The following is a 23,550-nucleotide window of genomic DNA, read 5'->3' as shown; positions in this document are numbered from 1 at the left end:
CGGGCCGCATGGCCACGCACATCTGTGCAAGGTTATACGATTTTGGGTTGCTAAGCACATTTCGTATCGATGCCCACTGGGAGGTAGCTCACGGTGGGCATTTAGGAAAAGATCATCACGCCGGACCGGTTTGTTGCAATACCGGCAAAGTACGCGATACGACGATGCCCTTGAGAGGGCAAACAATTTGCTATAGATTAAACGCAACTAACAAGTATTTAACTCATATGAAACGAACACCTTCTTCAACAACGCCACGCCCTTCAGTCGATCTATTTAGCCCAGCAACAACCGATTGGCAAAAAAGTCCGATCCTCGCTTTCGACACTTGGCTTGTTCAACAAGGATTTGTCCAGTCTTCCGCAGAGGTTTATCGAGCGCAATGGTCCAACTTCACCGCCTGGCTAACCTCGCAAAAAATTCCCTTGAGTTCTGCCACGCAGCAAAATATTGAACACTTTCTTCTCACGCTGGAAATCAAACAAGACCAGCGGCAGCGATACCTTCGTTTGATAGAACGCGTACTCGGCCGTGTTCATCGCACAAGTTTTGGAACGGAGAATCCAGCGACTTCGGTTGCCCAAAATCCAACTCAAGACTGGACCGCCATCGCAACGAACGAGCCCACCGGTTTTCTCGACCCCGAAGAATATCACCATCTTGTGGCCCAGCTCTGTTTAGAGTTACCCCCTACTTTGTCAGCCGTCGGGCAATGGCGAGAACTACGCGATCGCACGATCGTTGCGCTATTCGCGGGCGCTGGGTTAAAGATGGCCGAACTTCAGAGCCTGACTGTTAGTTGCATTTTTATGACTGAAGGATGGATCCTGGTTGAAAGTCTCGACAGTCGATTTTCACATCGCACTAAAATGCAGCCGTTTGCGCGGCATTTGATCGAACGATGGCTGAACCTGCGCCAGCGTTCAGGTACAGCCGGCGCCTTGGTGTTTCCCGCAACGCGCGCGGGGCGCCCCATGCATAAAGCCACGGTCCTAAGGGCGACGGCCGATCAGATCAAGCAAACGGGCATCACCGCGCAACGCGTTGAGCGCGCCAGTCCACAAACTTTGCGCAACTCGTTTGCCGCAGCGTTGTTTGAGTCGGGGCAAGGCACCGAACTCGTCGCCGAATGGATGGGGTTTGGACAAGTGTTATCCGCGCAAAGGCTGCGCGGCGCTTGGGACATGTGGAAGGAGCGTCGACGGTTCGCCTCGCCCGTTCAACCGGAGTGAAGCGCCATCTTGCTCGGTCGGCAACCTCATCGATATTTCGTTGCGAGAATCACCTCAGATAGTAAGTTGGTCTTATTTTGTGTATCTTTATTAGAAAACCCTGCTCTTCTGAGAATATCGGACTTCCGAACGATCAACCTCCTCAAAGGTTAGTTCGGACCATGCTGCATGCTCTTCGACCGGATTCACCTGTTTTCTTGCGCGATGACATTCATGATCCGATCTGAATTGTCTCCGGAGTTTCCGGTGTCCCTAAAAATAGCCGTCTCGATCATAAAAAAACAGAACGAGTTCAAAGGGTAGACGCTCACATGACATCGACCAGACAGTTTTTCTTACTCTCTCGGCCCAAGCATTCGATAAAAATTGCCATACTTGACGATCACCCGATCATCAATTTGGGCACGGCGTCTTACCTACGCGGCCATGCTGATTTCGATGTCGTCATTGAAACCACGGATACCGATCGATTCTTTGCCGCATTAGATACCCACAAATGTGACGTCGTCGTCGTCGATTTTTACATGCCCAATGACCAGCTTGACGGTACGCATCTGATCAAACGGCTACGCAGCAAGTATTCCAAGCTCGCGATCATCACATTTTCGGCGGGCAAGTCGGTCGAAACCGAGTTTGCGGCTTTCCGAGCCGGGGCTAACGCGTTCATGCAGAAGTCGAGCGCATTGCCGCTCCTCGCCGACTCGATACGGATGGCCACGCTTCACCCCAAGTCTTTTTTCTCGGTGCGAGACGAAAAGTTGGATGAGGTTACGCCTCGAGATCCCAACGAGACACTATCGAGTGCAGAAACCGAAGTGCTGCGGTTGATCTCAGAAGGCTACTCGGTAACGCAAATCGCGCAAAAGATGTGTCGCAGTAAAAAAACCATCAGCACTCACAAGCGTCGCTCGATGAGCAAACTCAATTTATCTGACGATCTCTCGCTCGCGCTGTTTCTAAAAGAAAAATACAAGCACTGAATCAACGATACGTCGTTTGGCACCGCACGACGCTGTTGCCAACAGTCAAGGTTCTTTCTATCGGGGAATAGACTATCCGATCTTCGGCGGATTACCATGTCTCGTGCTTATCGTTTTGAGAAACGCAGTCAGCGCCGGCGCCCCCCCTGCGCGTTCCTCGCCCCGCTCTTCTTTCTACTGACGCTCACGACCTCGAGCGGCGAATCACTTGCCCACCCGCCTCCCACCGTGCGTGAGACATTAACCGTGGGCTGGTTCGAACGAGGCAGCGGCGTCCTCGATTACGAGGACCAGCATGGCACCCACCAAGGCTTGGATCCCGACATCCTGCACCGACTCGCGCTCACCCACGGCCTCACACTGAGCTACAAGACATTCAAGTCGATCCCGGCGGCACTAGAAGCGCTCGATGAAGGGCAAATCGATGTGGTTCCTGCGATGTTTGAAGATGGTATCGATGCGCAACGCTATTGGCTATCTCCTGCTTATTCTCGACAGCCGATCGGCATCGTCAAAAGATCCTCCCTCCCCGACCCGCGCGCGCTGAGTGACCTTGCCGGATATCGAGTCGCTGCACAAGAGGATGGTGTCAGCGAACGACTCATTGAAAAGCAACTGCCGCATGTCCATTTTATCGCGGTGCAGTCGCCACAAGAGGGCATAACCGCTGTCTCGCAAGGAAACGCAGACGTTTATGTCGGATTGCAATCCGTCAATCGTACCGCAATCGCGCAACTGGGTTTAGGCACCGTCCAAAGCGTTGAAATACCCAACGCCCAGGTTGATTTGCATTTTGTCACGCGGCAGGACGATAGGCACTCGATCGCGGTAGTCGAAAATGGGCTATTGAGACTTTCTGACGCGCAGCGCGCAGACATCCAGACCCGCTGGCTGAATGGACTGCCGGAGCTTCCTGGCGGCAAACTCGCGCCCCCAACGTCTGCTGAAACCACTTGGTTAGGGCAACATCCAGTGCTCAAGATCGGCATTTATTCATTTCGCGAACCCTACGATTTCATAGACGAAAACAACCAACTACATGGCGTCGGCGCAACCTTACTAACCGCGTTTGCCGTACGTTACGGTTTGCGGATTCAGCCCGTTTTACTCAGCGCATTCGGTCATCCATTCGACGCCCTCGATAGCGGACGTGTGGATGTGATCGCATCCGCTCCAATTTCTAATGTCGTAGAAGGTACCGCACGCGTTACTCGGGGATACGACACCGTGCCCTGGCTGTTGATTAGCCGCATGGATCGGCACCCGGCTCAGGCACGCGTCGGTGCTCAATTATGGCGGTTGCCTTATTTATCGCCGCCGCCCCATTTTGCGTCAAATCAACTCGTTGCCTACGACACGAGCGACGACGCCACCGATGCATTATTGAAGGGCGAAATAGATGCGGCGTTCGTCAATTCGATCGCGGCCAATCGCCTCGGCACGGCGCTGAAGAACGGCGCTATCACGGTCGATCGGCATTTTTCCAGCACCGAGGAAATTGGCTACGCCGTAGTCTCGGATAATGCTCCGCTGCAATCTTTGCTGAATCAGTTCGTGGGCGCCTATCCGCCCGATCAACTCAGCGAGATCATCCGCCGCAACCATCCGGCACACATAACGATAGGCTTCGATCCCAAAGCAGCATTGCGTATAGCTGCGCCGATCATGCTGGTAATCGCAGTGCTGTTCGCGATCCTAGGTTGGGCGAATCTGAGGATCCGCCGAGCCGGAAAAATTGCAACCCGCGCGCGCATCGAGGCCGATGCCGCGCGACAGCAAGCCGAAATTGCCGACCGGGCGAAATCGACATTTCTGGCCACGATGAGTCATGAAATCCGAACCCCGATGAACGGCATTGTCGGGGTTATCGATGTGCTGCAGACCACCCCGCTCTCCGAATTCCAAAGGCGATATCTAGATGCCGCGCACCAATCGACACGGTTACTGCTACGCGTCATTAACGATATTCTCGATTTCTCGAAGATGGAGGCTGGGCGTCTTATTATCGATCCGACAGCCGTCAACCTATACCAGGCCGCAGAAGGTATTGCGGGTTTGTATCAGAATCTCGCGCAACAGAAAAATATCGGCTTCTATTTTGCGATCATGCCGCATTTCGATCGCTACGTTCTAGTCGATGAGGTCAGGCTCACGCAAATTATTACCAACCTCGTTAGCAACTCGATCCGGTTTACGGAGAGCGGCTATGTTTGCGTGCGAATGCGAAATGTTATCAGCCGAGCTGGGCCGGTACTGCACATCCAAGTCAGCGATACTGGAACGGGTATGTCAAATGCTTATCTAGATCGTCTTTTCGAGCCATTTATGCAGGAAGACGGCTCGACAACCCGTCGCTACGGGGGCACTGGTCTGGGTCTGTCGATAGTCAAACGGCTGATCGATTTGATGCACGGTACGATCCGGGTTCAAAGTACCTTGGGTAGAGGTACATGCATAGATATCAAATTACCATTCTCATGGGGCGATGCGGGTCCGCGGTTGCCGAGTTACCGAGGCATGCGCGTCGGGATTGCATTACGGCATTCCTTCCTTGCGCCGTCGGTGGTTGCGTGGCTACGACGCATGGACGTCTGCGACACGACCGAGACGATTGCGACCGACTGTGTCGTGACCGACAACACCTCGGGAGTGTTGATTCTGCGCCGCGACCCTGGGCCTGATTTGCCACTATTGTCATTCGCAGGGTTGCCCAGTGCGCTTCATCAGATTGCCGGCACGAGATCGTCAGCGTCGGAGACGATCCCGTCTGCGTCCGCGACTCGCATTCGGCCAAAAAACAGCGTGATGATCGTCGAGGATAACGACATTAACCGAGACATTCTTAAACAACAATTGCGCTTGTTAAAAATTGACGCGTACACGGCCAGTGATGGCGAAGAGGCGCTGGCTACCTGGGTGGCCACGCCTTCTACAGCGATGTTGGTGGATTGTCAGATGCCAATAATGGATGGCTATGAACTGACGCGACGTATTCGTTTGATCGAAGGGCAAGAGCGACGTCCGAGGACCCTGATTATCGCGATCACGGCTAATGCGGGTGTTGAAGATGAGCGAAGATGCCTAGCGGCCGGAATGGATGACTTTCTTCCCAAGCCGCTGACACGCAAAGCGCTCGAAGCGATGCTGCTCAAGTGGCAAGTGACGATTGAATCAACGGCTCCCAGCCAAACGGAGTAAATGCATGCAATTGAATCTCGACGAGCTCAAGAGTAATTTCCCCTTGGGAACATTGCGCACGTTGTTGCAACGATCATTGCAGCAAATATCCGACGATGCGACTAATTTCCAAGCGGCTATTGGCGTCCACGACTTTGTTCGAGCTGGCCAATTGATGCACCGCACTCGTGGACTCGCACTTTTTCTGGGCGTTCCAGCCATCAAACTGGGGCCGATACAAGCCACCGAGAACAAACTAATCGCACAGGCGACTCATGCATCTCCTTCGGACATCGACGTCGAGCGAGTGCTTATTCAATTCAATACACTCACGCTAGAATTGGGCGCATTGCTGACGAAGGCATCCAAGGAGATTGATGCCACTTGATCAAGTGGCGATTGGTCGAGGCGCTGCTTCTCGATCTACCTTTCTAGCATGTCGATACTCTGCGGTTCGCTAGTCGAAAATAAATAGACATTGTTATTCCATTCCAGTTTCTGGATAACAAGCCAAACGGTCAGTTCTGACGGATGGGTCCACTCGATGCGATAGCTGCTTTGATCATCTATGATTAGGTAGTCACCACCGGCCAGGATTCTAGGAGTGACTTCGCCTTTGATCAGCAACCCCACCTCACCGCCGAGTACAACGACCACAATGCCGCCGCCATTTTCGCTACACCAGATACCGGGCGGCGTCGCGCAACCCGTCGATACACTGCGCGTTATCGATAAGCCGACCTGCAAACCCACCGTTTCACGTTGCTCAACGCCTTTTTCTTGCAAAACATCAAGACAAAACAAGTTGCCCGTCACGTTCATTTTTTAATCTCCAAAAAGTGGACCTTCTTTTCATGCCATACCGCTCCTACTTTCGTACTCCTTAGTTATTTATAGCCACTTATTTTTTTGGTATCACCTCGACCAAGAAAATAGGACTCGTTTAACTTCGAATTTTCTTGGCAAGTAATGCCATCGACGCCGAGCGAATAGCGTGCGACGCGATACGCCCGCGACCGCGTTTTGCAGTTGCTTGCATTGGTTCAAGGGATATAACTCGAGACCAATTAATGGCTCTGTCGATGGCTTCGTGGCCGACAAGTAAGAGTAAGTCTAACCGGCGCTTGCGATTGTTTTTTGGACAGCCTCTCCGCTACGCATTTTGGTTGCGCCGTTCCAACGCCACCCTCAGTATAAAAATTTAACTAATGGAATGAAAATACAATAATCTTTGGCAAACTTTCGATCGCGCCAAGTGACGATCAAAGGGATTTGGCGCTGCGATCGCGATCAAGGAACGCCACCCCATCTGACGCAGCGCAATCTCACCGCGCGCCGCGGTGAATACACGCACGAAGACTGTCTTGACCTAGACCCCATCCGAAAACCAGCATCCAGAACGAAGGCCACTTGCGGATTTGATGTGTGCGCTTTCAGCGCCGAAAGAAGAGTCAAGGCCCGTACCGGTACCTAGCTCAACGATTATTAAATTTAAAATTAAATAACAAAAAAGCATGTGGAAACTAGTTTTGATATGACTCTCGTGAGATACTCGCATAGCGACTTCGCAAACCCACTTTCAGCGCTGAAAGAACGCGGGAGTAATGTATGGTAGCCAAAGTTATTACTGTCTTTAACCAGAAAGGCGGTTGCGGGAAAACCACCGTGTCGATGCATGTCGCGGGGACGCTGGGTCTCCGGGGGCATAGGGTTTTGGTCGTCGATATGGACGAGCAGGGCACGGCTACGCGATGGGCCTCCCAAGCGCCCGACGAAAGCCCCTTCCCCGCAACGCTATCGAATTTGGCAGCGATGGGCGGCAAAATGCACCGTGAAATCAGGTCGCAGATAGAAAATTACGATTACATCGTGATCGATTGCCCGCCCGCGGTGCATTCTCCATCGCCCTCTAGCGCCATGCTCGTATCGGATTTGGCGCTCATCCCGGTGGTTCCCGCTCCCGCCGATATGTGGGCGGTGGTCGCGGCAAAGCAACTCGCTTTCCATGCTCAAGCAACCAATGAAGTTCTTCAAGTAAGACTCGTTCCAAACATGGTTCAAAAAAATACGACCTTGGCGCGAGAAACACTCGACGTATTGTCCGAAGACACCGAGATTCCGTTGGCGGTCGCGCGGCTCGGGTCTAGATCTGCGTATCGAGAATGTCAGTTGCTTGGTGCGACGGTGCACAAAATATCGCGCGCACGAGACGCGATCAGCGAAGTAGAAAGTCTGGTTGATGAAGCACTGACTCTGCTTAGCGAAAGGAGAATTCATGAACACTAAGACAACTCCCGACCGCCGCGCCTTGATGCGTGCGTCGATGAAAGCGGAAGAAACCTCTGTGGAAAAGCGCTTCGCGGCAGCCGAAGCGGCAATGGAACGAGCGCCAGGTGGACTGGCGGGTCCGTTTCCCGCAAGCAGGGGAGTCCTTGCGAGCACTTTCAGCGCAGAAAGTCCCTCGCTAGCCGGTGCAATATCAGAAAATAGAACAATAAAGAAAATTTCGTTGGATCTTGTATTAGATAACCCATTCAACGCACGCCAAATTTATGACCCTGACGTGATCAAAGAACGGGCGGCGTCGATTGCAACACACGGTCAACGCGTGCCAGCACTCGCCTGCGAGGATTGGAATCACCCGGGTAAATACATATTAATAGACGGCCATTATCGCAAACGCGCGATACAAGCCGCCGGCAAAACGGAAATTGAGTGCCTGATCGAACCGATCACTAGCGATCTGGAACTCTATCGGCTTAGTTTTCTCCTTAACGCCGAACGCAACGCCCAGTCGTCTCTAGATAATGCATTGGCATGGCGCCGCTTGCTCGACGAAAAAAAGGTCCCCTCCGAAGAAGCCTTGGTTGAACTGACTGGACTCTCCTGGGGCACAGTGAATAAAACACTCGCTTTGCTCAAACTGCCCGATAGCGCTGTCGGACGAGTTCGGGAGCAACCCGCTAAATTTGGCGTCGCAGTTGGATATGAGCTATACCTCTTTGCCAAGGTCGCCAGTGAAGAAGAAGTCCTTGCCTTGATGGACCGGATCATCGACCAGGACATGAGTAGCCGCGAGGTCGAAGCATTACGGAAGAAGGCCCACGATAAACCGGCGCGCAAACCGAAAGAGGTTAGCCGCCAATACAAAATCCGTAGTGGTGCTGCCCAGATCGGCTTTATCAAGGAATGGGACTCGGGGAAGGTGGCCTTCGAAGTCCGTCTCCTTGATCAGCGTGACCGCGACGCACTGGTTGAGGAACTCAAAAAACGTTTCACCCTTTCAGAGGTTGATCCGACCGAGTAATCGAATCCCTGTTCAGGCTCACCAAACAGATAAGGTGAGTCTCAGCAGGGACCAAATCGAACCCTTGCTGATACTCCAACAACACCCAGATGGCACCCGGATTTTGGCCTCGCCACCGTCTCCAGCCCGAATAAATTGCCGGATCACGCATAAAAGCGAGCTCCCAAGGTGAAATGCATAGCCCTTCTCGACGGACCGCAAACGACGAAGATCCTGAAAGGTGAGTAGCAGCAGGGACCGCACAATTCAAGCTCGACCGCCGATTATAAATCTATAAAAATCAATGACTTATATGGAAGCAAGTGCTCACATTTTAGGCGAAAGGTGAGCACTTACAGGGATCGTATTATTGGTGAGAAAGCACAGGGTTTTCGCGTATGGTGAGTTCAAACAGGGACCATGTTTCAAGCAGCCTAGCGATTCACCGTCGAACGGCTGTATGCGTTCCCCGCATCTCAATCGGGCCCATAGTCGCCCATACGTGAGACTAAACGGGGACCTTTCATCCAGTTGCATCGAAATACAAGCTTAGGTGAGCCTCCACAGGGACCTAACCCCCTTTGGGAATGCTGTTCACCCAGCTACTTCGTGAACGGAACCGCTTTCGAATCACCAAAGGTGAGCTTCTACAGGGAGCCTAAGGACCGGCGCTTCCTCTGCCGAACGCATCTTATTCGCAGTCGGCTGCCATAAGCGCTTGTATCTAAACCGTATTCCGATCCATTCACCCTCATGGTGAGCTTTTACAGGAACACAGCTGTGTATCACGGCTCATGCTAACTTTCCTAGCAACGACCTCCAAGGCCGCTTCTGCGTAAGGGGTTCAGGTTCGGATTTTTTATCAAATACGCGTGCTTGAGAGAATTAAAAGTAAACACCTTAAACCCATTAAAAACGTTAACGCTGCCGGAACCCCTTATTGCATAAAGGGTTCCAGGCCATGAGGTGAGGCTGGACAGGGATCTCAGTGAGTTTGAGCAGGGACTTCAGTGAGCCTTTGCGGGAACGTTTCCATAACTGGGTGAGCGCTGGCGGGGAGCTCAGTGAGTGGATACGGGAATCACGTGGTCGCCGAGGTGAGCTTTTACAGGTACCCGAAACGCCGATAGATGTGTTCCCGTCATTCATTCATGCGGCCATTCGAAAAATTAAGGCAGTTGTTTTTTTCTTGGTGAGCTTGTCCAGGGAACTTATGGTGAGGCTTTACGGGGAACTAGGACGCCTAAAGCGGATTCTGCCCCGCCAGCGTTAAATCCCGTAGGTGAGGCTTTTCAGGGATCTCGGACAGGCTGGTTCCACCAATAAAAATCAAAGGCTTAGAGGTGATTGCAATGTGTTCACCTTTGCGCCATCATAGGTGAAACTCCTCTTTCACTTTTGCTATGGCAACGCCAAAGACGAAGCCCAAATCCAAACCGAACGGAAGCTTGACGCCGGTATCAACGCCCGCGCTGGAATTCCGTAAGACCAACGAAGCGATCGGTTTGCGGGTTTCCGAAGGCCGTCTCTCGTTGCTTTCGCGCAAAACGTTCAATTTGATGGTTTATCACGCGCAGAAACTAGGCGTGCCAGGCCAAAACGCGCCGATTGAAGGACCGGTCGCGCAGAAATACTTTTGGATCCCGTTATCTGACCTGGCTCGCGACGCCGCGTACGATAGCAAAGATACTGACCTGCTCAAAAAAAGCGTGCAAGAACTGCAAGACATCCGCATCTACATGGAGGATGAAAAGCAGTGGACCAGCGAGCGGCTTGTTTCGAGCGTGAAGATTGTCAATTCGGCAGGCCTCAAGCGCAGAGGCGGCCGCGTCTGGTTTGGATTCGCCTTCCCTCCTGAGGTGGGTAACCTGGTAATGAATCCTGGCGCTTATACGAAGCTGTCAATTTATTATCAGACGATGTTGCGTAGCGGCGCTAGCCTGGCTCTATACGAAATTTGCCGACGGTTCGCAACGAATCCCTCGCATTTGAGTTCGAGGGAGGGGTGGGAGTGGTGGTATGGCGTCCTGTCGGGAAATCCGGTCACGGAGAACTTGCCGCAATACAAATACTTCAAGCGTGACGTCCTGAAGACTTCGATTGCCGAAATCAACGCGGTTACCGATATCGAGGTTGAGCTGATCGAGCATAAGGCCGGGCGCAAGGTCGTGGATTTGCAGTTCCGTATTCGTTTGAACGAACAACCCGCCCTCGATCTCCCCGCTCCCCCGCTGATCGACGCTGCAATGATCGAGCGCCTGATGGCCCTGGGAATTGCCCAGGAAGAGGCTACGGCGATCTTCGTCTCCAATGATGACGCAGCACTGCGTGCCACGATCGAGCTTGTCGAGGAGCGTATGCGCAGCACCAAAGCGCCTCCGGTCGACTCGCCGGCGGCTTATTTCAAGTCGGCACTACGCAATCGCTTTGCCTCTCCGCGCGAAGTCGCGCAGAAAACGTTGACCGCGGCGCCCGCAGTATCTGCGCCCGAGCGTGGACCTACACTGCGCGAGCGATTTGCCGCCAAACGAACGCGTGAAGCTGCCGAATACTTTAACGAGATCGATGCCTCCGAGCGTGACCAGCTATTGCTCGAGTTTGAGCCAGAAGCGCCAAGAGTGGTCGCAACCTCGCTTAGGCGCAGTGGACTGCAGTCCAAGGTGGCTCAAAGCGCCTTTTTCTCATGGCTCGCGACCCGCTTGTGGGGCGAGGCAACGGACAAAGACCTGCTGGCGTACGCCGAAAGTGCGCTCTGACACGTCGGACTGCGCCTAAGGTGAGCTCTAACAGGGTTCTTTGATTGGCGCGACGCGTTACGTATTTAGCTTGGGGTCTCGCTCGTGAAACATATGTGTTTTTTTCTGCTTCGCTTGGAAACCTAGATTAAGCAAGGTGTTGCGACGATTTTCTAAAGTTGTTTCACGATTATTGAATCAACGAAACATGTTTCATCGTCCGACGGGGCGTATTTTTGAGGCACTGGCGAAACCGCTGACCGCGCCAACCGATTGAATATTTTTCAATACGTAATTTATGGTTTTTGATACTGCTACCCGGCGCCAGTATGATACGAGACGCTGAAAAAATTGCCGTCAGGCGAGAATTGGAGGCGATGCGGGAACAGGGCGCACGTCGGCAGGCGCTCTCGTGGCATGCCTGCCAACGACTATTCTTCGACTTCGGCGTCAAGCCTTCGGTGGTCAATGTGCGTGAGCTGACAGGGACCGGCAGCGCAAGCGACATCCCTAAAGATATCGAGGCGTTTTGGGCTCGGATCCGCGAAGCGAGTCATGTGCGCGCAGCGCAAGGCGCAATTCCCGAGGCTCTTGAAACGCGGGCTGGCGAATTGTTGGGTGCTCTTTATCAAGCTGCTCGCGAAGCGGCGCTCGAGGCGTTGCAGGGTGAGCGCGATGCGATGCTGGAACAGGCCGCAGCCAACGAGCGGCGTGCACGTGACGCCGAGTTGTTGGTCACGCTCGCCAATGACGCGACGCGTAAGGCTCAAACCCAATTGGACCAGGAGATCGCGCGGCGAGAGCAGGCGCAACGGCAATTGGCGTTGTTGCAAGGTGAAGCCGCCGGGCGTGCGGATCAGGGGCACGCCAGCCGCATGGATCGTGAAACCGAGGCCACGGCATTACGGCTACGTTTGGCCGACCGGGAACGGGAGTTTACTGCTCTAAGGCAGCAACACGACGAGTTACGCATCGAAGCCCAAACCAAGGCCGAGTATTACGCGGCTCAACTGAAAGACGCGATCGAGGATGCGCAAAGGCGGGTGCGGCCCATGCTCGTCGAGCTCGATAATTTGCGCGCGCAGGCTGCCACTTATCAAGCGGGTATCAAGGAGGCCGGTCGACGCGAGTTCGATTTCATGCAACAGCTCAGCCTTGTCAAGGGGCGTGCCGATACGCTGGAAAAACTAGCGAATCGGCAGGCCGACGAGCTCGCTGCATTACATCGCGAATTGGCCATAGCGCGGGAACGAGGGAGTGGCGATCCGAAATTGGCAGAGCTGGTTGCGCAGCTAGCGGCCCGCGGCGCACTCAGTGACGCCGATTTGACGGCCTTGGGGCGAGCGGCCGATGAATGTGCGTCGATTCCAGTCCGATGTGCTGTGTGCGAAGACGGGGAACCCGAGTTGACCGAGTTCGACGGCCTAATCGAAATAAGCTGTCCAGAGTGCGGACACAGTTCGGGTACCTGCGACTCTCGGCTCCAGGCATCCTACCGTTTCGCAACGAACCTGGTGCAGCCGTGAGCGCTTGGTCCCTCACATACGTGCGTGAGCGCTGATCCAGGCGGCTGAGGCCAGGGCTAATTCACCGACCTGCGCGGCGTCTAACTGATGGGATAGCGTTGGGTGCTCCGCCGCGAGGCGCTCGCAACACTTGTCGATCTCGAGTTCATCACCTTTTTCGACGGCTTTGGCCAGCGCCAATAACAGGCCGAGTTCGCCCGACTCTTCGAGAATCGCATTACGAATAGCGGGTGACAAGCGCAACGTATCGACGATTTCTTCGGTGGTCGAACCGAAAACGACGTGGACCAGCGAAAAGATTCCCGTCATAAAGGCTGCGTCCGCGAGCTTTTCGTCTGCGCCACTGATGGCTTCGGCAGCAACTTCCATGAAGCGTGCGCGAGCCCCCGCCAACTGCACGAGCGGATCCGATTGCAGCGCCACATTGCTGCCTTCAGCGAAAAAGAGCAACTGAGCCCAGCGCGTAATTTGACGCGTGCCGATCGCAATAATCGCTTGGCGCAGCGACGAGATAGGCCGACTGAAGCCGAAGGCGCTCGAATTGATCAGCCGCAACACCTGGACGACCAGATTGGGGCTCAGTTTGAGTTCGGTTTCCAACTGGCCCAAAGTGGGCTCGGTCGCCAGCAGGCCAAGCAGTCGTAACAGACCCTGCTTCGAGGAGCTTGCACGGCGCGAAACCAGCACCTGCGGTTTCGCGAAATAATAGCCTTGGAAAAAATCAAACCCGAGGCGTAATGCCAATTGGTGATCCGCTTCGGCTTCCACCTTCTCGGCAAGCAACGTTTTATTGTGCGCCTTGGCCAGGGAAACAAGTTCCAGCAGCGCGGTACGTTCGCAATCGAGGAAGTCGATCTTGATGATGTCCGCGACGGGCATCGCCGTAAGCAGTCGGTCGGAAAGTACGGTTACGTCGTCCAACGCAATTTTGAAGCCGTATTGGCGCAACTTGGCGCACCGTTCGATGACGGCAGCATCGAGAACCACGGTTTCAAGAATCTCCAGCACGAAGCGCTGGGGAGGAATCAGCAGAACCACTTCGCTCATCAGCATGTCGCGGCTGATATTCAAATAGCCCATGTGCGAACCCAGCGCCGCAGTAATGCCGACATCGCCGATTGTACGCACCAGCACATGCGCGGTGGCTTCCTCGTCATTGGTCACGCGTGCCCGATTTTCGAGACTGCTGCGAAACAGCAGCTCGAAAGCCGAAAGCGCGCCGTCGCGACCCAATATAGGCTGACGGCCCAGATAAACGGATTCAAATTCGATTTGAGAATCGGCAAGAGCGTCAAGATCGGACAACATCGTTGAGGTCCTGTTGGATGCCATGGTGTTCACGAAACCAGCAGTGTTACCGCACGCGTATTCCGTGCGAGATTGACTGGCCACTCGGGGACGCTCGACACCAATGCAGTGTGGGACGCCGACTCACGACCGATCGTGTGGCATATGCGGGGCAGCAGATGAGCGTGGCTGGCCCGTTTAATTGAAGCGATCATCTTGCGTATAGGCCTTCCGTATAATTCTCGACACCGCGTTGGCCATAACGAAGATGGACCGAGGATCCGGGGCATCTGCGGGCCACGCGAATTCGCTTGGCAGCGCGCGCTTGAGTGAACTTCAGGATTTTACACGTGCAACTTGAAAATCGGATAATTTGCCAAAAACCGATGGTTTTCGAAGCAAAAAACAGCACGGGCGCTCGAGGCGCCCGTGTTTATGAACAGAATCCCTGCTTATGGAGAGAATCCATGCTTATGAAGAGAGGCCCCAGGGCGGGCCAGGAATCCGCCGATCGAGCGACCCCGCTGTTCAGCTCATCAGCGGCTATTTACGGCTTTTCAGCGGTACAAATTTCAAATCTTCGGGGCCGGTGTAGTTAGCGCTGGGCCGAATGATCTTGTTGTCGATGCGCTGTTCGATGATATGAGCCGCCCATCCGGAAGTGCGCGCGATCACAAACAGTGGCGTGAACATCGCAGTAGGCACGCCCATCATGTGGTACGAAACCGCTGAAAACCAATCGAGATTGGGAAACATCTTCTTCGCGTCCCACATCACCGTTTCGAGGCGCTCGGCAATATCGAACATCTTGGTATTACCGGCCTGCTTGGAAAGCTTTTTTGCAACTTCCTTGATCATTTTGTTGCGCGGGTCGGAAATCGTATAGACCGGATGACCGAAGCCGATGACCACTTCCTTTTTCTCGACGCGTTGGCGCACATCCGCTTCGGCTTCGTCGGGCGAGTCATAGCGCTTCTGGATCTCGAATGCGAATTCGTTGGCGCCGCCATGTTTAGGTCCACGCAATGCGCCGATGCCGCCAGTCAGTGCCGAATAAATGTCGGAACCCGTTCCGGCAATCACGCGGGCGGCGAACGTCGACGCGTTGAATTCATGTTCCGCGTAAAGAATCAGCGAGGTGTGCATCGCCTTTATCCAGCTCTCGTCGGGCGTTTCACCGTGCAACAGATGCAGGAAGTGCGCACCGATCGAATCGTCGTCGGTTTCCACCTCGATGCGACGACCGTTGTGCGAATAGTGATACCAATACAGCAACATCGAGCCGAGCGACGCCATTAACCGATCCGCGATATCGCGAGCACCCGGGGCGTTGTGGTCGTCTTTTTCCGGCAGTATCGTGCCCAGCACCGAAACACCGGTTCGCATGACGTCCATTGGGTGAGCCGATGCAGGGAGCCACTCGAGCGCGGCCTTAAGATTAGCCGGCAGCCCACGCAAGGCCTTGAGCTTGGTTTTGTAGGCAACCAGTTCCGCCACGGTCGGCAATTTGCCGTGCACCAGCAGGTAGGCGATTTCTTCGAATTCGCTGTCACCTGCAATGTCGAGAATATCGTAGCCGCGATAGTGCAAGTCATTGCCGGTTTTTCCGACGGTGCACAACGCAGTATTGCCCGCAGTTACGCCCGACAACGCGACCGATTTTTTGGGCTTGAATCCGGGAGTTGGGGTTGCATCACTCATATAAGCTCCTGATGGCGATTGAATCGATCTCGTGACCGATTATTTCTTCTGTTGTGCAAAGAGGGCGTCGAGCTTTTCCTCGTACGCGTGGTAACCCAAGATACTTGGCTAGCAAGGAGCGCAAAACAAAGCGCACAAACGAGGCGCAGCAGGGTAAGTGAGCAAGACGCTTGCCAGTTTTTGATGCGCCCGAGTACCGTTCGCCGTTGCCTGATTCTAAAAGCTTTTTTATTCGTCTGCCTCACAAAGCCCCGGGGGAGAGGTTTCATCGTGTTTCATAATTGACGTTTCCTCGTTCACTAATGAAAGCGATATGCTACGCTTCAAATCTTTCCATTCTCTGACGATATCGTGCGTTTCTCCTCGGAAGAAGGCCGTAAAGAAGGCGGCACCCGCCCGCAAATTTGGGCAATCGGTATCAGTCGCCTCGGCGAGCTATACCAGGCTATCGTCCAGGACTACGAGACGCGCGCCGACATTCGCCTACTGACGTTGGGCTATGATGCCGCGGTCGAAGCCATACGGAACGCCGCGCCCGGTCGCGTCGACGTGGTCATCGCGGCAGGTTCGAACGGAGCCTATCTGCGCAGCAGAGTAGAAGTACCTGTGGTGCTCGTCAGTGTGACGGGGTTCGACGTGATGAATGCACTGGCTCGGGCACGTCGGGCGTCGTCTTCGATTGCATTGGTGACCTATGGCGAGCCGCCCGTCGAGCTCGAACGGTTCACCGCCGCGTTCGGGATCAAGCTGGCGCATCGCGTTTATCGCAATGCAGAGGATGCGCAAGACTGCGTTCTCGATCTCAAGCAAAGTGGCGTCGGCGCTATTGCGGGTCCAGGTCTGGTCACCGATCTCGCCGAGCGGGAAGGCTTGCGTGGCGTGTTCTTGTATTCGCAGGCGTCAGTGAGTGCGGCCTTCGATACCGCGTTGGAAGTGGCACGCGGCGGCCGCGTCGAAGCGCTCAAGCGAGCGCGTCTGGATGCTATTTTCAGGCATCTGCGCGATGGCGTAGTGGTGACCGACGCGAGCGGCCTGGTGGAGTCGCTTAATCCACGCATGGCTGAGATCTGCGAAGTCGACGCGTTAGGCGCGCTCGGCAAGCGCCTGCATGACCTGATTCCGAATTTACCCGCTGACCTGCTCAGCGCGGCCCATGAAGAAGCTGAGCTGGTGCATAGCATCGGCCGAAAAAGCTACGTATTCCAGCGCATCGCCTTACACGAGCATGGCATTCCGACCGGCTGGCTGCTTACCGCACAGGAGTCGCAGACGCTCCAACGCATCGACCGGTCGCTTCGTTCCAAGCACCGGCCGAACCATCTGATCGCCCGTTATCGACTCGACGATTTATTAGGCGCCGCCGAGCCGATGCGGCGTTTGCGCGAGGTGGCTGCGCGTTACGCGTCTTCGGACGCCACGGTTCTGATCAGCGGCGAGAGCGGCACCGGCAAGGAGCTGGTCGCGCAAGGGATGCACAATCAAAGCGCGCGCCAAGGCTTCGCGTTTGTGGCCGTCAATTGCGGCGCATTTCCGGAGACCTTGCTGGAGAGCGAACTGTTCGGCTACGAAGAAGGGGCATTCACCGGGGCACGTCGCGGCGGCAAACCGGGGTTGATCGAATCCGCGCACGGCGGCACGCTGTTTCTCGACGAGATAGGAGAGATGCCGCTACTGCTTCAGACGCGATTGCTCAGGGTGCTCCAGGAGCGCGAGGTGGTCAGGTTGGGCGCCAACCAGCCCACGCCGGTCGACGTCAGGGTCATGGCCGCGACGCATCGCGACCTGGATAAATTGATCGAACAAGGTAGCCTGCGGGAAGATCTCTACTATCGCCTGAACATTTTGCGCATTGCGGTGCCGCCGTTGCGTGAGCGCTTGTCCGATTTGCCGGAGCTGCTGACCAGCCTGCTGCAGCGGGCTATCGTGCGCGTGGGCGCGGGGTTTGCCGCCGCGCCGATCGCCGAGGCTATCCTGCCGTATTGCAGCCGCTACGATTGGCCTGGGAACGTACGAGAACTGGAAAATATCGTCGAACGGGTCGTCATTTTCTATAGCGCGGCAACGGCTTCGGAGCGTGCTTCGCCGCAGCATGCACTACGGGAGATTGCCCCCGAGTTGTTTAATCACGCGCGCAATGCGACCGTGACGAAATCGCTAAAGGCCAGTGGACGTGGGCGGGAACGCGCGATGATACGAGCGATGCTGGTGGAGTGTAACGGCGATCAGCTCGAGGTGTGTCGCAAACTCGGTATTAGCCGTTCGACCTTGTGGCGGCGGTTGCGCGAAGAGGATTGAACTGCGGGGCGCAATGAAGCGGGACCGCGTGACTACAGCAATTCCATGACGTTGACGTTGGCGCTTTTGAAGAAGCGTCCGAGCTCTCGTGCCAGCTCATTGAGCGCGCTCATTTCATGCGGCAGGATTTTGCGCACCACGGCAACGTCGTCCCAATCGCCATAGAGGAGGGCGACCGCACCGGTATCCGTTTTGACGGGCAGTAGCACGAAGGCTTGCGCATCCGGCAACGCGCGCCTGAACCAAGCCGGGATATGCGACCGGAATTTCGGGTCGTGAGCGCTCTCGATGAAAATTCCTACCGTGTTGGCGATCGCCAGGTGGAAGACATCGGGGGCAAAGGCTTCGTCGAAATGCAATTGCGGCAGTAGCGGACCCATATTCGGCCCGAACCCCATGCGCGCGGTGAAGGTGCCGTTGCGGGGATCGCGTACGAAAACGATGGTGCGGGAAAAGTGCAGGCTCGCCAGTACAGTCTCTGAAGCCATGGTCAAAACCTGTGCGAGCAGGTTTTCCGACGGCAACGAACGTAGATCGCCCAGCCCGTCGCGAATGTGCCGTTCCGCGTCCTGGATTTTGACTTCCGCAGCTTGTGCCCGCAAGCCATCGATTTCCTTCATGTAGTGCTTGCTGATGTTTTCCTCGGCGAGGCTGTCCGCGATTCCCAACAGCATTTCCGGGTCGACATTGAGCACGTCGCTGTACTTTAGCGCCGCCTGCTGAATCTGGTCTTCTTGGGCTTGCGGATCGTCGTCGGCCGCCGTCATCAGTGTCGATACTTCGGTGGAAAAGCTGGTGACGGCACGCAGCCAGCGAACCTCATCCGATATCGCGTCGTCGTCTTCCAACGAATCGAACGGCTTCATACCGGCACGAATCACTGCGGGCAGGCCCCACCGTTTGGCCGCGGCCTGTCCGAGTTCTTCGAACGACACGCCTAAAATCTCCGAACACATCTCGTCGGCGCTGCAGCCTTCCAGCTCCGCGCGCTCATGCACTTGCTGCCATTCATTTTCGAGATAGAACAGGCACAGCAGTTTGCCCAACTGGCTCATCAGGGTACAGACAACCGCTTGCTCGCCCTTACGGACATCGCCGGACTCGGTGAGTTTGCGCGCGATACAGCCTGCCAGCATGGACCGATTCAGTTCCAGCTTGGCGTCGATTTGCTGAACTTCCGAGCGCGCCTGGTGGAAGTGGTCCACCAGCTTGAGGCCCAGCACCAAGTGGCCGACGGCTTCCATGCCCAGCACCATCAGCGCACGCGAGACGGTCGTGATATTGCCGCCAAACGCCATATACATTGCCGAATTGGCCAAGCGTATGACTTTTTGCGTCAGTGTGAAATCGGACAGGACAACTTGAACCAGTGCCGTGAAATCGTAGTCGTCACTCTTCATCGCGGAAATCGTGGTCCGCAATGCGTTGGACAACATCGGAAACTCTCCGCGCTCGCTCATGCGGGCCCAGAGTTTCTCGATCAATGCGTCCTTGGTTTTAGGTTCCGACATTTAGTAAGCGTAAAAAAGTACGGACAGGGTTAACTTGCTTGTATGCATAGTTCACCTCGCTCGAACTTGCGAGCCAATTCGTCAATCGGGAGCGCCTTGCAGACGATCCAGCCCTGGATCAAAGTACACCCGCTAGCCAGCAGCATGCGACGTTGGTCTTCTGTCTCGACACCTTCTGCGACCAGTTCGAGACCCAATGAATTGGCTAAGCCCACCACCGCCGCGACGATCGCCTGATCGTTGCGCGAGGTCGGCAAATTGATGATGAAGCTGCGGTCGATCTTGAGCGTGGCCAGCGGGAAGCTTTGCAGATAAGCCAAGCTAGAGTATCCCGTGCCAAAATCATCGACGGCGAATCGTACGCCTAACGCAGCCAAATCCTCAAGCAGCGATTTGGCATAAGCCGGATCGTGCATCAGCACCGACTCGGTAATTTCCAGCACGATCCGTTTGGGATCGATGCCCGTGAGTTTGAATGCTTCCCGCACCGCGCCCGGAAAACGCTTGTCGCGAAACTGCTGCGCCGAGACGTTGACGGTCGCGTATTTCAGATGGATGCCTTGCTGGTCCCACTGCATCAATTGCATGCAGGTATTTTTAAGCGCCCAGTCACCCAGGAAATTGATCAAGCCCGCAGATTCGGCAAGCGGAATGAACACGGTCGGCGGAACCGAGCCGTGGATCGGGTGCTGCCAGCGCATGAGCGCTTCGACACCGACCACGGCGTCGGTGCGGGCATCAGTGATCGGTTGGTAGTGCAGCGAAAATTCGCCGTTACGCACTCCGCTATACAGATCGGATTCCAGCTTCAGGGTTTCCGCGCCGGTGGCGGTACCGCGGTATTCGTAAAACGAAATCCGGTCGCCGCCATTTTGTTTGGCGCGTACCACGGCTTGATCGGCCTGCCGCAACAGATCGTCAGTGTTGTTTTTTTGATCAGGGAAAATCACCACGCCGACGCTGACCGAGATATGCAGCGTCTGCCCTTCGTGGGAATACGGTTGCAAAATACAGTCCGCTACCCGTCGCGCCGCGTCCTGCACGAACTCGCGGCTCGGGGTGTCGGTCAGCAAGATCAGGAATGCGTCGCTATCGCAGCGTGCGACGAACTCGCCCTTATTGACGGCATGCTGAAGGCGGCGCCCGGTTTCCTGAAGGATCTGGTCACCGACGTCGTAGCCGAAGGCTTGATTGACGCGATGGTAATCGTCGATATCGACCATCATCAGCGCGACCTTCGTGCCTTTGGACAGGGCCGCCTGTTTGACTTTCTCAATCTGCTCGCGCGCCGAGGCAAGGTTGTCCAGCCCGGTCAGCGAGTCGTGGTACATCTCATGGACGAGCTTTTGCTGCTGCTCGATCCAGAACGAAACGTCGAACGCGATGACTGCGAATTCACCGACATGGCTCGGGTCAGGGACGATGCGTAGCTCGACCAAACGCGGATAAGTCAGTGATTTGACTAGGTGCAGCGTGCATTTATGCATTGCCCCGGTCTGCACGACTTGTTCGAAGCAGCGGTTGAGCTCGATCACTTCCTGACCGGTCACCAGATCAGCCAGCGCGATGGTTTCCAGATATTCGCGGTGGTAGCCGATAAAACTCAGCGCTTGTTCGGAGACATAGGTGAAGCGGCCCTGCACGTTGACACGCGCGACGAAATCCAGCGCCTTTTCAAAAGCGAAGAAGTCTGCAGGGGTTTCGGCTGGTTTTATGACGGATGTCGCGGGAACGGGATCGCCCCCCGCTAAATCGCGAGTAAGCGCCCGGAAAGTATCGAGGGCGGCACGAAGAGGTGCCTCTTTTGACCGCTGAAACCAGTTAGCTTCCATGCTTTCCAGATTGGGTTCCTTGCACCCGGTGGCTCATAAAACCTTGACGTGACGAATTTAGCGTGCGCGCTCGTTAACTCTTTACGGCAATTTACCGTCAATCTTTACTGCCGCCCGACCACGCTTTATTACACCTTAATAATGAGACTACAGGTGAACCGTCATATGCTCAAGAGGCAATTTCACTTATCGCTTCAAGACTTGACACCAATCGATTGATCATTAACGGTTTTATCGATGCAGCCAGAGGTTTTTTTACCGGTCGTCGAGCATAAAATTTTTAATGGAAGGCATAGTAGCAGGCTTATTATTTCCACGCAGTCGGCAAACGTCGCGCCCGGAAAGACGAGCTTGGGTCGAATCCGCCCAAGTCGGTAACCGGGCTGAGGTAAACACCGTGTTTAGCGCGGCCGGCAATTTGGCTATGATCGATTCAGGGCGTCGGCGCACGCGAGCGGTGCGCTTGCACCATGAAAAACCATCGCGACGAGTATTAAAAGGCGATAAGGCCGTTTTAAAGATGCGACGAGCTTGCATGGTCCTTGCTTAAGAGTATTGCGCGGGTGCCAGGGCAACCCTGGCTCGCTCCAAACAAGAGGCTGTACCGCTATGAATTCTCTGATGATGCATACCCCCGAGCACGGCTCGCCCCCGGCTTCGCGGGCATCCGTAAAACCCGGCCGCAACGGCGAGGCACGCAGTATCGTATATGGCGACCTCACTTTATTCAGCGCATTCCAACCGATTTTCAGTTTGTCCCACATGCGCGCGGCAGGTTATGAAGCCGTGCTGCGGGCGCATGATGGTCTCGACCGTTCTGTCTCGCCGCTCGACGTTTGCGGCCGCGCAGCGCGATTAGGCGACTTGTTGGCGCTGGACCGTCTGGCACAGGGCCTGCACCTCGAAAACTTTTGCCACATGCAGTGCGATCGCGAGTGGTTGTTTATCCACGTTCATTCGACCGCGCTAACCGACCAGTGGCAAAGCGCCGCCTTGCTTTCGGAAATGCGGCGCGCGGGACTTGCGCCGCAGCGCGTAGTCCTGCAGGTTCTGGAGCAGCGGGACGCCGACCTGAAGAAAATGGCCGAAGGGATACGCTTTTTCCGCCAAAGCGGTTTTCTGGTGGCGCTCGACGATTTCGGCGCGGGCCATTCCAACATCGATCGAATCTGGCAACTGGACCCGGATATCGTCAAGCTGGATCGCAATATGGTGTTCCAGGCCAGCCAACGACCGTCGATCGCCCGCATTTTGCCGGGCCTTGTGTCCTTGCTGCACGAGGCGGGCAAGTTGGTGCTGATCAAAGGAATCGAAAGCGAGCAAGAAGCGCTGATTGCGATGGAGTGCAATGCCGACTTCGTGCAAGGCACGTATTTCTCGCGTCCAATTGCCGCGGCCGTCGACGCGCGTGAAGCGCGGCAGGTGATGAATGAGTTGTTGTCGATCTATCGTACGCGCACGGAAGCCCGCGAGTACGCGGATGCGACACGGCTCGCCCCTTATATCAGGGCGTTCGAGCGCGTGGCCGAACGCGTTTGTGCGGGTGAACCGCTCGATGACGTGTGCTGGAATTTTCTTTCGCTCGACGACGCGGCGCGCTGCTTCCTGTTAGACGAAAACGGCCTTCAGATCGGACGCAACGTGGTTTCGCTGGCGCTGGATGCGTCTCCTCGCCGTACGCGATTTCTGCCGATGGCGGACGCTGAAGGGGCCAACTGGCTGCGTCGACCGTATTTTCGCAACGCGGTCAATGCGCCGGATCAGGTGCAGGTGACGCGTCCTTACTTGTCGATCAATGAAGCGAACGATTGCGTCACCTTATCCGTGGCGCTCAGCGTAGATGGCCACTCCTGTGTGCTGTGCGGTGACATAGATTGGGATTCTCGCGCAGAGGTGCGCACCAGTTCGGGGGGCTGGACGCCACCAGCCTGAATCCGTTTCGCGCAACTTTAGTGCATGCACCAAAATAGCCCGGTTCGCCGGGCTGT

At 55.3% G+C, this 23,550-nt stretch carries 15 protein-coding genes; 10 read left to right on the top strand and 5 right to left on the bottom strand.

All coding sequences use genetic code 11. The annotated features are described in order from the left end of the window. Positions 1-8: 8 nt before the first annotated feature. The 4 genes from GSQ77_RS23320 (at position 9) to GSQ77_RS23305 (ending at position 5,777) form a co-directional block, all read left to right on the top strand. Complete coding sequence (locus tag GSQ77_RS23320; RefSeq protein ID WP_158905254.1) at positions 9-1,232, top strand: tyrosine-type recombinase/integrase; 1,224 nt, start codon at positions 9-11, stop codon at positions 1,230-1,232. A gap of 311 nt (positions 1,233-1,543) precedes the next feature. After that, on the top strand, positions 1,544-2,212 hold the full coding sequence (locus GSQ77_RS23315) for a response regulator transcription factor (protein ID WP_158905252.1): 669 nt from the start codon (positions 1,544-1,546) through the stop codon (positions 2,210-2,212). 96 nt (positions 2,213-2,308) lie between these two features. Next, a complete protein-coding gene (locus tag GSQ77_RS23310) occupies positions 2,309-5,410 on the top strand; it encodes a transporter substrate-binding domain-containing protein (RefSeq protein ID WP_158905250.1) in 3,102 nt (1,033 codons plus the stop codon). A 4-nt stretch (positions 5,411-5,414) separates the two neighbouring features. After that, on the top strand, positions 5,415-5,777 hold the full coding sequence (locus tag GSQ77_RS23305) for a hypothetical protein (RefSeq protein WP_158905248.1): 363 nt from the start codon (positions 5,415-5,417) through the stop codon (positions 5,775-5,777). 35 nt (positions 5,778-5,812) lie between these two features. Here GSQ77_RS23305 and GSQ77_RS23300 read toward each other — a convergent pair whose 3' ends face one another. Continuing rightward, a complete protein-coding gene (locus GSQ77_RS23300) occupies positions 5,813-6,211 on the bottom strand; it encodes a cupin (RefSeq protein WP_158905246.1) in 399 nt (132 codons plus the stop codon). A gap of 786 nt (positions 6,212-6,997) precedes the next feature. Here GSQ77_RS23300 and parA point away from each other — a divergent pair. The 4 genes from parA (at position 6,998) to GSQ77_RS23280 (ending at position 12,936) form a co-directional block, all read left to right on the top strand. Next, positions 6,998-7,675, top strand: a complete 678-nt coding sequence (parA, locus tag GSQ77_RS23295) for a ParA family partition ATPase (RefSeq protein WP_158905244.1) — start codon at positions 6,998-7,000, stop codon at positions 7,673-7,675. Next, positions 7,665-8,696 (top strand): ParB/RepB/Spo0J family partition protein, encoded by a 1,032-nt coding sequence (locus GSQ77_RS23290; RefSeq protein ID WP_158905242.1) that lies wholly within the window; start codon positions 7,665-7,667, stop codon positions 8,694-8,696. Before parA ends, GSQ77_RS23290 begins: the two co-directional genes overlap by 11 nt. A gap of 1,427 nt (positions 8,697-10,123) precedes the next feature. Then, positions 10,124-11,431 (top strand): replication initiation protein, encoded by a 1,308-nt coding sequence (locus tag GSQ77_RS23285; RefSeq protein ID WP_158905240.1) that lies wholly within the window; start codon positions 10,124-10,126, stop codon positions 11,429-11,431. A 308-nt stretch (positions 11,432-11,739) separates the two neighbouring features. Then, positions 11,740-12,936: a DNA-binding protein gene (locus GSQ77_RS23280; protein ID WP_158905238.1), complete on the top strand. Its 1,197-nt coding sequence runs from the start codon at positions 11,740-11,742 to the stop codon at positions 12,934-12,936. 12 nt (positions 12,937-12,948) lie between these two features. Here the strand turns inward: GSQ77_RS23280 and GSQ77_RS23275 are convergent, their stop codons facing one another. After that, positions 12,949-14,244 (bottom strand): EAL and HDOD domain-containing protein, encoded by a 1,296-nt coding sequence (locus GSQ77_RS23275; protein WP_158905236.1) that lies wholly within the window; start codon positions 14,242-14,244, stop codon positions 12,949-12,951. 522 nt (positions 14,245-14,766) lie between these two features. Then, positions 14,767-15,924, bottom strand: a complete 1,158-nt coding sequence (gene prpC, locus GSQ77_RS23270) for a 2-methylcitrate synthase (RefSeq protein WP_158905235.1) — start codon at positions 15,922-15,924, stop codon at positions 14,767-14,769. A gap of 351 nt (positions 15,925-16,275) precedes the next feature. On the opposite strand from prpC, the gene prpR reads away from it, so the two are divergent. Beyond that, positions 16,276-18,219: a propionate catabolism operon regulatory protein PrpR gene (gene prpR, locus GSQ77_RS23265; protein ID WP_158905233.1), complete on the top strand. Its 1,944-nt coding sequence runs from the start codon at positions 16,276-16,278 to the stop codon at positions 18,217-18,219. Positions 18,220-18,251: 32 nt separating this feature from the next. Here prpR and GSQ77_RS23260 read toward each other — a convergent pair whose 3' ends face one another. Further along, a complete protein-coding gene (locus GSQ77_RS23260) occupies positions 18,252-19,730 on the bottom strand; it encodes an HDOD domain-containing protein (protein ID WP_158905231.1) in 1,479 nt (492 codons plus the stop codon). A 29-nt stretch (positions 19,731-19,759) separates the two neighbouring features. Beyond that, a complete protein-coding gene (locus GSQ77_RS23255; RefSeq protein WP_158905229.1) occupies positions 19,760-21,562 on the bottom strand; it encodes a GGDEF domain-containing protein in 1,803 nt (600 codons plus the stop codon). A 621-nt stretch (positions 21,563-22,183) separates the two neighbouring features. Here GSQ77_RS23255 and GSQ77_RS23250 point away from each other — a divergent pair. Beyond that, a complete protein-coding gene (locus GSQ77_RS23250; RefSeq protein WP_158905227.1) occupies positions 22,184-23,494 on the top strand; it encodes an EAL domain-containing protein in 1,311 nt (436 codons plus the stop codon). Positions 23,495-23,550: the final 56 nt, after the last annotated feature.

It is taken from the genome of Burkholderia sp. L27(2015) (assembly GCF_009765705.1).
In the GTDB taxonomy this organism is placed as follows: Bacteria; Pseudomonadota; Gammaproteobacteria; order Burkholderiales; family Burkholderiaceae; genus LMUX01.
Note: the sequence above shows the minus strand (reverse complement) of the source record. Positions and strands in the feature narration are given on the sequence as shown.

Excerpts from the sequence above, each read along its gene's own strand:
- GSQ77_RS23320 (WP_158905254.1), top strand. The coding sequence starts at position 9 with ATGGCCACGCACATCTGTGCAAGGTTATACGATTTTGGGTTGCTAAGC.
- GSQ77_RS23315 (WP_158905252.1), top strand. The coding sequence starts at position 1,544 with ATGACATCGACCAGACAGTTTTTCTTACTCTCTCGGCCCAAGCATTCG.
- GSQ77_RS23310 (WP_158905250.1), top strand. The coding sequence starts at position 2,309 with ATGTCTCGTGCTTATCGTTTTGAGAAACGCAGTCAGCGCCGGCGCCCC.
- GSQ77_RS23305 (WP_158905248.1), top strand. The coding sequence starts at position 5,415 with ATGCAATTGAATCTCGACGAGCTCAAGAGTAATTTCCCCTTGGGAACA.
- GSQ77_RS23300 (WP_158905246.1), bottom strand. The coding sequence starts at position 6,211 with ATGAACGTGACGGGCAACTTGTTTTGTCTTGATGTTTTGCAAGAAAAA.
- parA (WP_158905244.1), top strand. The coding sequence starts at position 6,998 with ATGGTAGCCAAAGTTATTACTGTCTTTAACCAGAAAGGCGGTTGCGGG.
- GSQ77_RS23290 (WP_158905242.1), top strand. The coding sequence starts at position 7,665 with ATGAACACTAAGACAACTCCCGACCGCCGCGCCTTGATGCGTGCGTCG.
- GSQ77_RS23280 (WP_158905238.1), top strand. The coding sequence starts at position 11,740 with ATGATACGAGACGCTGAAAAAATTGCCGTCAGGCGAGAATTGGAGGCG.
- GSQ77_RS23275 (WP_158905236.1), bottom strand. The coding sequence starts at position 14,244 with ATGTTGTCCGATCTTGACGCTCTTGCCGATTCTCAAATCGAATTTGAA.
- prpC (WP_158905235.1), bottom strand. The coding sequence starts at position 15,924 with ATGAGTGATGCAACCCCAACTCCCGGATTCAAGCCCAAAAAATCGGTC.
- GSQ77_RS23260 (WP_158905231.1), bottom strand. The coding sequence starts at position 19,730 with ATGTCGGAACCTAAAACCAAGGACGCATTGATCGAGAAACTCTGGGCC.
- GSQ77_RS23255 (WP_158905229.1), bottom strand. The coding sequence starts at position 21,562 with ATGGAAGCTAACTGGTTTCAGCGGTCAAAAGAGGCACCTCTTCGTGCC.
- GSQ77_RS23250 (WP_158905227.1), top strand. The coding sequence starts at position 22,184 with ATGATGCATACCCCCGAGCACGGCTCGCCCCCGGCTTCGCGGGCATCC.